Raw genomic sequence first — 12,220 nt, 5'->3', positions numbered from 1 at the left:
AATGAAATTCATAGAAACCAAACTTAAAGGATGTTTTATCCTTGAACCAAAAATAATAAAAGATGAACGCGGTTATTTCATGGAAAGCTTTAATGAAAAGACTTTTCAAGAAGGAATTGGTCAAAAAGTAACTTTTGTGCAAGACAATCAATCGTTTTCTACTAAAGGGGTTTTGAGAGGATTGCATTACCAATGTGGCGAACATGCGCAAGCCAAATTAGTTCGTGTTTTACAAGGCGAAGTTTTAGACGTTGCTGTTGATTTACGACCAAATTCTGAAACGTATGGTCAATATGAAGCCGTTTTGCTTTCAGCAGAAAATCAAAAACAGTTTTTTATTCCTAGAGGTTTTGCGCACGGATTTTTGGTGTTAAGCGAATCAGCAACTTTCTTTTATAAATGTGATAATTTTTATAACAAAGAAAGTGAAGGTGGTTTACTATTTAATGATGAAACCATTAACATTAATTGGAATTTTCCTATCCAAGATTTGATAATTTCCGATAAAGACAAAGTATTACCCAATTTACAAAACGCTAAAAAAGTATGGTAGTACTTGTAGCAGGAGCAAACGGACAATTAGGTCAAGCTATTCAATCTATTTCTGGTAAATATCCTGAAATAGATTTTGTGTTTTGTTCTTCTTCTGAATTAGATATTACAAATTTAGAAAACTGTCAGGCAGTTTTTTCAACTCATCAACCACATTTTTGTATCAATGCAGCCGCTTACACAGCAGTTGACAAAGCCGAAAGTGAGCCATCAAAAGCTTTTGATAGCAACGCAAACGGACCTGAAAACCTAGCAATTACTTGTAAAAAACACAATACCATTCTAATTCATATTTCTACTGATTTTGTATTTGATGCTTATTTTTCAGAAGGAATTGCTTATTATGATAGAGAATATAGGTTGCCATTAAGAAGTAATTTAGGACTTACAGAGACAGATGTGTCTTTTCCAAGTTGTGTGTATGGTTTAACAAAATTGCAAGGAGAACAAGCGATTCAGGCGAATTGGGAAAAATATTTTATCATTAGGACTTCTTGGGTATATTCACAATTTGGAAACAATTTTATGAAAACTATGTTGCGATTGGCCTCAGAACGTGACAGCCTTTCTGTTGTTGTGGACCAAATAGGAACACCAACAAACGCTGTTGATTTAGCTGAAGTTTTGATAAAAATCATTCAATCACCGAACACCCATCAATCATCAAATTTTGGTATTTACAACTTCAGTAATGAAGGAAAATGTTCTTGGTATGATTTCGCGGCAGCAATATTTCATCAAAAAGGAATTAAAATCGATTTAAAACCAATTTCAACAGCGGCTTATCCAACAGCGGCAAAAAGACCTGCGTATAGTGTTTTGGATAAAACAAAAATTAAAAACACATTCGATATTGAAATCAGCGAATGGCAAACGAGTTTAGCAAAGTGTATTAATCAATTGTAAGTTCATGAAAAAAATAATTTTACTCTTTTGTTTTACTTTCTTTTTTTCCTTTTCGCAAGAAAAAACATCAACCTATTTTGATGTGCAGCTTTTTAGAGGAAATGTCTATAAGCACACCAATGATATTGGTCATTTAATTACAGGTCATCCGGACGGATTTTTATTAAGCTATAATTGGAAAACCTTTGGGAAAAAAGAATGGCAACAAGTTTATAATTATCCTGATTATGGCGTTTCATATCATTATTTGGATTTTAAAAACCAATATTTAGGGGTTAATCATGCAATAGGAGTGCATTATAATTTTTATTTTTTCAAACGTCAATTGATGTTTCGAATTTCGCAAGGAATTGGGATGACATCTTCGCCTTATGATAAAGAAACTAACAATAAAAATAATGCTTTTGGGACTAAAATAATGGATAATAATTACTTTTTATTGCAATATAAAAAGGAAAATATCATTGATAAAATAGGTTTACAAGCCGGTTTTATGCTGACCCATTTTTCTAACGGAAGATTCAAAGCTCCTAACAGCGGAATTAACACCATTGCTTTTAACGTAGGATTAAATTATAATTTAGATGAAAAACAAGAAATCGTAGTTGATTCGTTACCTCCATCAGAGACGTATAAAGAAAAAATAAAATATAATTTTGCTTTTAGAACTGGAATTTCTGAAGGACCAGTACCACATTTAGGACAGCGTCAATTTTATCATATTGGATTGTATGCCGATAAACGAATAGGTAGAAAAAGCGCGTTACAATTAGGAACAGATGTTTTTTTCTCACGCTATTTACAAGATTATATCAAATTTGTTTCGGTAGCTTTTCCAGAAGGTCATGAATCATATACTGACCCAGATACCGATTATAAACGAATTGGATTATTTGTAGGTCACGAATTATTTATCAATAAATTATCAATTGAAACACAAGTAGGCTATTATGTTTATAAACCTTTTGATTATGAAATTGACATTTATCAAAGAGTTGGAATAAAATATTATCTTTATAAAAAAATATTCACAGGAGTTGGACTAAAAACGCATGGCGGAAGAGCAGAAGCCATTGAAGCGACAGTTGGTGTGCGATTATAATATGAAAAAAAGTATTTTACATATAGTTACTTTTTGTTGCCTGTTTTTGGTTACAAGTTGTGGTATTTCTGAAGATTGTTTCAAAGGAAATGGCACTCAAATTACACAAACATTTTCGTTAGAAAATTTTACAAAAATAAAAGTGTATGATGGTGTGGGTTTGGTTGTAAAAGAAGGGCCAGGTTATGAAGTTAAAGTAAAAACATCTGACAACATTATTGACAACCTAGATGTGAAGTTGGAAGGAAATACATTAGTGGTTAAAGATAATTCTTCTTGTAATATTGCTCGCGATTATGGACAAACTACGGTTTATGTAACTATTCCAGATGGAACAATTTTACCTTTAATTCAAGAACTTGAATTGCACTGTAAAACGGAACAAAAAATACAATCAGAAGGTGTTTTACATTCACCAATTATTCGTTTGTTTTCAATTGATGTTTCTGATGGAGCTGGTACTGGGGATTTTCACATAGCGGTTGATAATGGACAACTAGTAGTAGAAAACAATAATGTTTCAAATTTTTATATTACAGGACATTGTAATGAAATGTTATTGAATTTTTATTTTGGAAACGGTCGTTTTTATGGAGAACAACTGCATACAGAAATAATAAAGATATATCAAAGAGGTTCAAATGACATGTTTGTATATCCGATTCAAAAAATAGAAGGAACTATTTTTGCCACAGGAAATGTTGTTTTAAAAAACGTGCCTCCTATTGTTGATGTAGATGAGGTTTATACGGGACGAGTAATATATTAGAAAATGATTCAAAAGAAAAATATCTATTGTTTAACTCCTATTTATAATGATTGGGAAAGCTTTGCTGTTTTGATTCAAGAGATTGGTCTTTTAAAACAAAATTTAAGTGTTTACGATTTTTTTATAGTAGCAGTAAATGATGGTTCTACTGAAGATATTCCAGAAGATTTTGATTACAAAAATATACCTGTAACGGTTTTAAATTTAAAAATAAACATTGGACATCAAAGAGCCATTGCTGTTGGCTTACAATATATTTGCAATGAAGTTTCTGATTATGATTTTGTCGTGGTGATGGATAGTGATGGGGAAGATAAACCCCAAGACATAAAAGAATTAATCAAAAAAGCAGAACAAGAAAAAGTAAAGAAAATCATTTTTGCCCAACGAAAAAAACGTCAAGAATCTACTTTTTTTAAAGTGGGCTATTTTTTCTACAAATACTTGTTTTATTTTTTAACTGGACAAAAAATTAGTTTTGGAAACTTTAGTATAATACCTAAAAAACTACTTTCTAAAGTCGTTCATCAAAACAATATTTGGAATCATTATTCCGGTGGAATTATTCAGTCTAAAATTCCTTATGAAAAAGTATTGCTTGATAGAGGAAAACGCTATAAAGGTATTTCTAAAATGAATTTCAACAGCCTAATAATTCACGGGTTAAGCTCAATTGCAGTTTATTTTGATTTTTTGTCGTTAAGAATTTTAAGATATTCGTTATATGGAATTGGAATCTGCTTCTTTTCAGTTGTGTATATTCTTTATCAAAAACTGTTTACAGATAATGCCATTCCTGGTTGGGCTTCAAGTTTAATTTTAATTATTTCAGGGATAATTTTACAGTTGTTTTCTGTTACACTTATAGTGCTATTGTTACAGTTAAGTTCAAGAAAAAATATTAGCGCACCAAAGCCAAAAATTTATAAAGATTTTATTGAAGATGTACATATTAAAAATTAAAAAAATGAATTTGTTTAGCATGTTAAAAAACAATTATTGGTTATTTTCTATATTGCTTTTGAGTTCAATATTAAGATTTTATCATATTGATTTTCAAAGTATATGGTTAGATGAAATTCACACAATGAATGAATCAAATCCAAACACAAAAATCTCAGATTTATATGGCGCAATAATGGCTGGTGAGCAAATGCCTCCATTGTATTTTTATTCATTGTATTTTATTTTTAAAATTTTTGGATATACGACTTTAGTTGCAAGATTGTTTTCTGCAATTTTAGGAGTTATTTCCATATTTGCTCTTTATAAGTTTTCGAAAGAACTTTTTAATAAAAAAGTAGCTTTAATAGCTTCTTTTTTATTATCGATAAATTCTTTTCATTTATATTATTCTCAAGAAGCAAGACCTTATATTTTACTTTTTCTTTTTTCTATACTATCATTTTATGGGTTAGTAAGATATATTAAAATAAGTAACTTTAAAAATGCAATTATTTATGGTTCTTGCACAGGATTAATGCTTTTATCTCACTTTTTTGGATTATTTGTCTTTTTTTCTCAATTATTTGTTTTACTTTTTTTCTTTTTAATTAGTAAAAAAAATAACATGTTAGACTTTTTTAAGAAGTCACTGTTTTCTTGTATTATTGTTTTAATTTTATTTATACCTGCTTTAAAAATATTTATAAAGGTAACCGAAATAAAAGAATTTTGGATTCCAGCACCAACCGTTGATGTTTATACATTGATTTTTAGAGAGTTTTTTGGAAATTCTGAAATAGTATTATCATTATTAGGAATTTTTATATTATTATATTTTATAAAACTATCTAAAACAAATCATCTTGAAATAAAATATAATAATATAGTTGAAAATAAAATGTTATTTTCTTTTATAATACTATTGCCTTGGATTTCACTAGTATTATTAATTCCATTAATTAGATCTTATGTTTCTGTACCAATGATTATTAGTAGATATTTTATAGTTGTATTACCAGCTATATTATTAATAATATCAGTTGGAATAACACAGTTTAAAAATAAGATTATCCAATATGCTTTTATCTTGATGTTATTTATTTTTACTATAAGCGATATTGTCTTTGTAAAAAATTATTATTTTAATACTACAAAATCTCAATTTAGAGAAGGAAGTAATTTTATTATAGAGAACAACAGTAATAAAACTAAAGTTGTTACTAGTTTAGGTTGGTATTTTAAGTACTTTTTACAAAATAAAAAAGTAAACTATGAGTTAATAGATAAATCATTAGATAATTATGTTGATGAAATAAAGTTAGATACAACTAAAATACAAGCATTTTGGTACATAGATGCACACGGAAGAATATATAATCCAACTCAAACAACAATTGATTTTTTAGATAAATATTTTTATGTTGAAAAAAATCTTAATGCTCATGATGTTTGGGTAAAAAAATATGAGTTAAAAACTAATAAGCCTAAAATTGATATATCTAAGTTAAACTTCAAAATAAAACAGAGTATTATTGAATCAAATATCGAAGTTTTTGAGAATAAAGATAATAAATTTATTATTAGCGGATGGGCTTACGTGAAAGGCATTGAATCAAAAGATAATATATTAGAGCTTTTTTTAGTTAATGATAGTAGTCAAATAAATATTGAATCGGAACAAATAATTAGAAAAGATATTACCTCTTTTTTTAAAGACCACAACACTAATTATGACATGTCTGGTTTCCAATCACAAATAAATTTAGATAATATTCCTAAAGGGAATTATAAATTAGCTATTTATGTTGCTAATTCTAATAAAAAAATTGAAGAAATTAAGTTAACAGATTTAGTTATTAAGAATTAGTTTATAAAAAAAATATATATTTGCAAAAAAATAATAATACGTAATCATAATGAAAAATTTTAGAATTATTAGTCTGTTGTTTTCGGTTTTGTTTGTGATGTCATGTAAAAACGAAAATGATGTTAAAGACGCAGAAAAAGTTGAAGATAAAAAAGTATTAAATGATTTTTTTGAAATTAAACTAGATGTTAAGGGAAAAAAAGATAATACATTTCATGTTTATTATACTGAAGACAAAAGTTTAAATTTTGATGAAAAACACACAGTATGGGCTGAATTTGAAAATGGATCAGCGGAGAATCTAAAAGTTGTTTATAAATTACCTAATGATGTCTTACCAAATCAATTAAGACTTGATTTTGGAATTAATAATATAGACGGTGTTTCGATTGAAAATATTGAGATTACATATTTGGACAAGACACTTAATATAAAAGGAGCAGAGATTAGTAGTTATTTTAGACCAAATGAATTATGTACAGTTTATGATTCAACAGCTAACGTTTTTAAACCTTTAAAAAAAGGAGATAATATATCTTTATACCCAATAGAAAAATTACCTATTGAGTTGGAAAAATTATTTAAATAAAAAAAATAAGGAGCTTAGCTCCTTATTTTTTTAGTATTAAGTTAGCATAGCATTTTACTAAAATTATATAATGATTCAAATAAATACTTAATTTTGAATCATAACCATATTTCAATCTTACTTTAAGAGCTTCATTTAAAGCTTTGTGAATTTGATTACTCACACCATTATTTTCCATTCTAGCGGTAACAGTGTTAAAAAAAGAAGGTATTATAACTTCTCTACAACGAATATAAAAATCTAAATCTCCTACGATTTTATAATCTGTAGAAAACACTCCGATATGATCAAACAATTCTTTTTTATGAAAAGAACCCACTTGAGCAATATTCATATTATTAATAATGCTAGCCCAGTTAAATTTTTTACCGATTGTTCGAATATTATTTCCTTTGCTGTCTATTACCATTACTTTCGAAGAAATATAATTAATGTTTTTTGATGATTTCTTTATTTCTTCAAAGTAGTTATATAAAGCGTTATCTAGATAATAATCATCGGAGCCTATAAAACTTATCCACTCACCATTTGCTAATTTAACACCTTTATTCCAAGCATCATAAATACCTTTATCTGGTTCTGATATGAATTTATAAGTAATGTTTTTCTCTTTAAATTTCGACTCAAATGATTTAATAATATCTAATGTAGTATCCTTAGAATTTCCATCAATAATGATATATTCATAATTAGTATAGGTTTGATTTAATAGAGATTCTATAGTTTTATAAATAGTTCTTTCGCTATTAAAACTTGCGGTTATTACAGAAAAAAAAGGAGTATTATTCATTTATCATTTTATTGATTACAATAGAAGATTCAATCTTAAAATATATAGCCCAAAGTAACATAAAAAATAATAACTGTAAAAATATTCCATTTAAACCAAATCCGTTTTTTAGTAAAAATATAGTTAATGGAATTTTAATGACAGCAGTTAAACCCATAACTACAATTTGACTTTTTAATCGATTTATACCATTAAAAAAATTCGCATAAAAAGTGAAGTATATTCTAAACAATACAATGAACATCATTAAAATTAAGTAGTTTTTATCGATATAAGAACTCATTTCGTTACCAACCCAAAATTGCAATAAATAGTTAGATAGGATTGTAAAAAAGATTAGGCAAATAAAAATCATGAAATATATTTTTTGAAATCTTTGAAAAGTAGACTTAAACCAAAGAAATTGTTTCTCGTGAAATTTTTTAGAAAAAAAAGGCCAAAAAGAGGCTAACCCAGAGACGATTATTAATAGTGGCAATTGGTATAAACGATTTAAAACATCAAACACAGAAACATCTTTTGTACTGCAATAGGAGGCTATAAAATAAGGATCAGAAAAAAAAATTACTACCATAAAAATTTGTATGATCATAAATTTCATTCCATTATTAAAAATTTCTTTAGAAATAATAGAATTGAATTTTTGAAAAAGTAAAGGCTTATAGTTGTTTTTTCTAAAAAATAAATATAAAAATACACCATTAATAAATGTAGTATTAACGCCATTTAATAAAGTAATTGTTAAGAGTTTTTCTTCAATAGATATTGAATTAAAGAAGATAAAAACAATTCCAATTGATATAAAAAAGAAGAACTGCGTAATGGTTGATGATAATTCTGAAATTTTAGGATTTAAAACACCAATATAAAGTGATTTATTAATCGACAATACAAAGTTAATACAGAAAAAAACTGCATTTAAAAAGAATAATTTTTTAGTAAAATAAAGGTCTATATCAATATTAAAAGTGGCGTTTAGATTAAAAACATAAATAAAAAACACACAAATAAATAATAATACAAAAGCAATCAGAGTTGTAATTTTTATGGATTCGGCTATAAAAATATTAATTTGATTTTCTTGTTTTTTTGAGATTAATTCAGGAATTTTTGATTTTAAAACATTCGAAATTCCAAAATCAAAATATAAACCCCATTGAAAAAAACTAAAAACTAAAACCCATATACCATAACCTGTTTCACCAAGAAATCTAACTAAAAAAGAAATAGAAATAAACATAAAAAAACCAGTTAAGCCTTTAAAAACAGCACTTTGAGCCGCTTGGCTTGATAAATTTTTTAATATTTTTTCTAAAAGCATTATGATAAAACTTTATATAAATGCTTAATTTCTTCCGTTAAGTCGATTTGATGATTGCCTACAAAGAAACCTTTTTTGTCTAAGTATTGTGCGTTTTTCATTTCACCAAAAATTTCACAATCAAAGTACTTCAACACTTCGTTTTTAGTAAAATCACCCGTTACTATCGGACGACAATCGATATGATTTTCTTCTAATTTTTTTACAATATCTAATCGGTTTAAATTAGATTCAGGTTTGATAATAAAACTAAACCCAAACCAACTACTGTTGTCGATGTCTTTTTGAATGTAGAAATCTTTATGATCCTTAAATAAAGAAACAAACAACTCGGCATTTTTTCTTCTTTGGTTTAAGAACGAAGGTAGTTTTTTCAATTGTTCCACTCCGATTACACCACTCATTTCTACTGGTCTCACATTGTAACCAGGTAATAAAAAGCGAAATGATTCTTCAAACCAATTATCACTTTTGTTAGAGATTTTATTTTCTTTTGGTAAATGACGTGTCCAACCATGCGCTCTCAAGCAAACCATTACGTGATACATTTCTTCGTCATCAGTTACAATTAAACCACCTTCCATGGTTGCCATGTGATGTGAGAAAAAGGTAGAATAAGTTCCAACCAATCCAAAAGTTCCAGTTTGTTTCCCTTTGAATTCCGCTCCCATTGATTCACAGTTATCTTCCATTAAGATGATATCTCTAGAACCGATGATTTCTTTTATGGCATCAAAATTATTTGGGTTACCCAAAAGATTTACCGCTAAAATCATTTTAGTGTTATCGGAAACGGCTAATTTCAATTGCTCTAAATCGAAATTTAACGTGTGTAAATCAACATCTACAAACTTCAATTTTAAACCATATTGGTATAGTGGATAATAAGTTGTTGACCAAGAAACTGCTGGTACAATTACTTCATCTCCTCTTTTTAATTTTGGATTTTTAGTATAAAACATAGCGGCAACTGCAATTAAATTTGCAGATGAGCCCGAATTTACCATAACCGCGTATTTTGAATTGACAAATTTTGCAAAATCGTCTTCAAATTGTTTTACGCCTTCGCCCATGGTGTACATGTCTTTTGCGATAACACCATTGATGGCTTCTATTTCTTTTTCATCCCAAGTTGAGGATGCTAATGGATATTTAATCATGTAAAACCGATGTTTTATAATATTCAACTGTTTTTTTAATTCCTTCTTCTAAGGAGATTTGATGTTGCCAACCAAATTGCTTTAGTTTGGTATCATCAATTAATTTTTGTTTCATTCCGATTGGTTTAGACAAATCGTGAACAAATTTTCCTTCAAAACCAATTACGTTGGCAATGGTTTGATAGTATTCGTTAATCGTATAATCAAATCCTAATCCCACATTGATGTTTTGTGGCATTTGATCAAATTTTTCTAAAGCATAGAATACAAAGTCGGCCAAATCTCCCGTATACATGAATTCTCTTCTAGCTAAACCATCTCCCCATATATCAATTTCAGAAGCGTTGTTTTGTTTGGCTTCATAAATTTTTTTTATTACAGCCGGAACCATGTGTGAATGTTCAGGCGAAAACTTGTCGTATTTTCCATATAAATTACATGGAATAACGGTTTTGTATTGCAATGTTGGATTTTCTTTTACAATATATTCGCACAAACGAGTAGCGACAACTTTTGCAATAGCATATCCTTCATTTGTGGGTTCTAATTCACCTTTTAAAATTAACTCTTCTTGCAATGGATTTTGCGCTTCACGCGGATACATACAAGAACTAGCCATATTCATAAACCCTTCGATTCCGTTTTCTTTAGCTGCCATAATGATGTTTCTTCCCATGTCTAAATTGAAAACCAGGAAATCCACGGGTCTTGCTATATTAGCTTGAATTCCGCCTACTAAACCTGCGGAATGGATGATAAAATCAGGTTGGTGTTTTTTTAGATAAGCATCAACTGCGTTATAATCTCGTAAATTCAGTTCAGCACTTGATGGTGATAATAAGATGTGCTGATTTGCTTTTGGATGTTCCAAAATATTTCTGCCCACCATGCCATTACCGCCTGTAACTAATATTTTCATAGAGAAATTATTCGTATTTTTTTAATGAATCTCTATCTTTAAAACGAACAACATAGTTTAAATCGTGTTGCATCATGATTTTTACTAGTTCTTCGATAGAAGTGCGACTTGGATTCCAGCCTAATTGAGTTTTTGCTTTTGTAGGATCTCCTAATAAACTTTCTACTTCAGCTGGTCTATAATAGTTAGGATCAACTTCAATAATTACTTTTCCAGTAGCCTTACAAATTCCTTTTTCATTTTCATTTTCACCTTGCCATTCAATTTCAATACCCGCTTCTTTAAACGCTAATTCACAGAAATAACGAACTGAATATTGAATTCCCGTTGCAATTACATAATCTTCAGGTTGTTCTTGTTGTAGCATTAACCACATACATTCTACATAGTCTTTTGCATAACCCCAATCGCGCATAGCGTTAAGGTTTCCTAGGTATAATTTTTCTTGAATACCATGTTTAATTCTTGAAGCTGAAAGAGTGATTTTTCTAGTTACAAAAGTTTCACCTCTTCTTTCTGATTCATGGTTGAATAAAATTCCGTTTACAGCATAGATTCCATACGATTCTCTATAATTTTTGGTAATCCAAAAAGCGTAAATTTTTGCTACTCCATAAGGAGAACGCGGATAAAAAGGCGTTGTTTCTTTTTGAGGCACTTCTTGTACTTTTCCGTATAATTCAGAAGTAGAAGCCTGATATATTTTAGTTTTTTTAGTTAATCCACAAATTCTAATTGCTTCTAATAAACGTAATGTCCCAACCGCATCCGTTTCAGCTGTATATTCGGGCATATCAAACGAAACTTTAACGTGTGATTGCGCAGCTAAATTATATACTTCGTCAGGCTGAATTTCTTGTACTAAACGAATTAAGCTCGTAGAATCGGTCATGTCACCATAATGCAGGTGAATTTTTTTATCTTTATGTAAGTCTTGAATTAATGATTCAATATATAGGTGTTCAATTCTTTCAGTATTAAACGTAGAGCTTCTTCTGATGATTCCGTGAACTTCATACCCTTTTTCTAACAGTAACTCAGCCAGATAAGAGCCATCTTGTCCATTAATTCCAGTGATTAAGGCTTTTTTCATTGTAGGTAAAAAAATTAATAATTACAAATATATGCCTTAAATAGTAAATGTGTAATTTTTAGCAATATATTTTGTTTAATTGAGTTATATTTGGAATGTAAAAAATGATGTTTTGATTCCAAAAAAATATATCTCAATAACTTTATTTGTAATTGTTTTATTGTGTGAAATTTATCTTCCCTCTTATAAAGTAAATTTTGCATTACA

General features: G+C 28.5%; 12 protein-coding genes. 7 read left to right on the top strand and 5 right to left on the bottom strand.

Annotated features, from left to right (window positions below; all coding sequences use genetic code 11):
* The first annotated feature begins 1 nt into the window (after position 1).
* The 7 genes from rfbC to G4L40_RS01760 are packed head-to-tail and all read left to right on the top strand — an operon-like array spanning position 2 to position 6,730.
* On the top strand, positions 2-553 hold the full coding sequence (gene rfbC, locus G4L40_RS01790; protein WP_166235415.1) for a dTDP-4-dehydrorhamnose 3,5-epimerase: 552 nt from the start codon (positions 2-4) through the stop codon (positions 551-553).
* Positions 547-1,458 carry a dTDP-4-dehydrorhamnose reductase gene (gene rfbD, locus G4L40_RS01785; protein ID WP_166235413.1) on the top strand — a complete coding sequence of 304 codons (912 nt, stop codon included), beginning with the start codon at positions 547-549 and terminating at the stop codon, positions 1,456-1,458. Before rfbC ends, rfbD begins: the two co-directional genes overlap by 7 nt.
* Positions 1,459-1,462: 4 nt before the next feature.
* Entirely contained in the window at positions 1,463-2,560 is a 1,098-nt protein-coding gene (locus G4L40_RS01780; RefSeq protein WP_166235411.1) for an acyloxyacyl hydrolase, read from the top strand.
* A gap of 1 nt (position 2,561) precedes the next feature.
* On the top strand, positions 2,562-3,329 hold the full coding sequence (locus G4L40_RS01775; RefSeq protein WP_166235409.1) for a GIN domain-containing protein: 768 nt from the start codon (positions 2,562-2,564) through the stop codon (positions 3,327-3,329).
* 3 nt (positions 3,330-3,332) lie between these two features.
* The gene (locus G4L40_RS01770; RefSeq protein WP_166235407.1) at positions 3,333-4,292 is read left to right on the top strand and encodes a glycosyltransferase; all 960 of its coding nucleotides are present in this window, start codon (positions 3,333-3,335) and stop codon (positions 4,290-4,292) included.
* Between the two features lie 4 nt (positions 4,293-4,296).
* The gene (locus G4L40_RS01765; protein WP_166235405.1) at positions 4,297-6,141 is read left to right on the top strand and encodes a glycosyltransferase family 39 protein; all 1,845 of its coding nucleotides are present in this window, start codon (positions 4,297-4,299) and stop codon (positions 6,139-6,141) included.
* Positions 6,142-6,190: 49 nt separating this feature from the next.
* Complete coding sequence (locus G4L40_RS01760; protein ID WP_166235403.1) at positions 6,191-6,730, top strand: hypothetical protein; 540 nt, start codon at positions 6,191-6,193, stop codon at positions 6,728-6,730.
* Positions 6,731-6,752: 22 nt separating this feature from the next.
* Here the strand turns inward: G4L40_RS01760 and G4L40_RS01755 are convergent, their stop codons facing one another.
* Genes G4L40_RS01755 through gmd form a run of 5 tightly spaced genes read right to left on the bottom strand, consistent with a single transcriptional unit; the run spans position 6,753 to position 12,013 of the window.
* On the bottom strand, positions 6,753-7,520 hold the full coding sequence (locus tag G4L40_RS01755) for a glycosyltransferase family 2 protein (protein WP_166235401.1): 768 nt from the start codon (positions 7,518-7,520) through the stop codon (positions 6,753-6,755).
* The gene (locus tag G4L40_RS01750; RefSeq protein WP_166235399.1) at positions 7,513-8,841 is read right to left on the bottom strand and encodes an MATE family efflux transporter; all 1,329 of its coding nucleotides are present in this window, start codon (positions 8,839-8,841) and stop codon (positions 7,513-7,515) included. Before G4L40_RS01750 ends, G4L40_RS01755 begins: the two co-directional genes overlap by 8 nt.
* Positions 8,841-10,001, bottom strand: coding sequence for a DegT/DnrJ/EryC1/StrS family aminotransferase (locus G4L40_RS01745; RefSeq protein ID WP_166235397.1), 1,161 nt, complete (start codon positions 9,999-10,001; stop codon positions 8,841-8,843). The genes G4L40_RS01750 and G4L40_RS01745 overlap by 1 nt, the downstream gene beginning before the upstream one ends.
* Entirely contained in the window at positions 9,994-10,920 is a 927-nt protein-coding gene (locus tag G4L40_RS01740; RefSeq protein ID WP_166235396.1) for a GDP-L-fucose synthase family protein, read from the bottom strand. Before G4L40_RS01740 ends, G4L40_RS01745 begins: the two co-directional genes overlap by 8 nt.
* Before the next feature lie 7 nt (positions 10,921-10,927).
* Positions 10,928-12,013: a GDP-mannose 4,6-dehydratase gene (gene gmd / locus G4L40_RS01735; protein ID WP_166235394.1), complete on the bottom strand. Its 1,086-nt coding sequence runs from the start codon at positions 12,011-12,013 to the stop codon at positions 10,928-10,930.
* Positions 12,014-12,220: the final 207 nt, after the last annotated feature.

This window comes from Flavobacterium celericrescens, from assembly GCF_011392075.1.
GTDB classification, from domain to species: domain Bacteria; phylum Bacteroidota; class Bacteroidia; order Flavobacteriales; family Flavobacteriaceae; genus Flavobacterium; species Flavobacterium celericrescens.
Note: the sequence above shows the minus strand (reverse complement) of the source record. Positions and strands in the feature narration are given on the sequence as shown.

What these genes read in the sequence shown, in the direction of transcription:
- rfbC (WP_166235415.1), top strand. Translation starts at nt 2, where the DNA reads ATGAAATTCATAGAAACCAAACTTAAAGGATGTTTTATCCTTGAACCA.
- rfbD (WP_166235413.1), top strand. Translation starts at nt 547, where the DNA reads ATGGTAGTACTTGTAGCAGGAGCAAACGGACAATTAGGTCAAGCTATT.
- G4L40_RS01780 (WP_166235411.1), top strand. Translation starts at nt 1,463, where the DNA reads ATGAAAAAAATAATTTTACTCTTTTGTTTTACTTTCTTTTTTTCCTTT.
- G4L40_RS01775 (WP_166235409.1), top strand. Translation starts at nt 2,562, where the DNA reads ATGAAAAAAAGTATTTTACATATAGTTACTTTTTGTTGCCTGTTTTTG.
- G4L40_RS01770 (WP_166235407.1), top strand. Translation starts at nt 3,333, where the DNA reads ATGATTCAAAAGAAAAATATCTATTGTTTAACTCCTATTTATAATGAT.
- G4L40_RS01765 (WP_166235405.1), top strand. Translation starts at nt 4,297, where the DNA reads ATGAATTTGTTTAGCATGTTAAAAAACAATTATTGGTTATTTTCTATA.
- G4L40_RS01760 (WP_166235403.1), top strand. Translation starts at nt 6,191, where the DNA reads ATGAAAAATTTTAGAATTATTAGTCTGTTGTTTTCGGTTTTGTTTGTG.
- G4L40_RS01755 (WP_166235401.1), bottom strand. Translation starts at nt 7,520, where the DNA reads ATGAATAATACTCCTTTTTTTTCTGTAATAACCGCAAGTTTTAATAGC.
- G4L40_RS01750 (WP_166235399.1), bottom strand. Translation starts at nt 8,841, where the DNA reads ATGCTTTTAGAAAAAATATTAAAAAATTTATCAAGCCAAGCGGCTCAA.
- G4L40_RS01745 (WP_166235397.1), bottom strand. Translation starts at nt 10,001, where the DNA reads ATGATTAAATATCCATTAGCATCCTCAACTTGGGATGAAAAAGAAATA.
- G4L40_RS01740 (WP_166235396.1), bottom strand. Translation starts at nt 10,920, where the DNA reads ATGAAAATATTAGTTACAGGCGGTAATGGCATGGTGGGCAGAAATATT.
- gmd (WP_166235394.1), bottom strand. Translation starts at nt 12,013, where the DNA reads ATGAAAAAAGCCTTAATCACTGGAATTAATGGACAAGATGGCTCTTAT.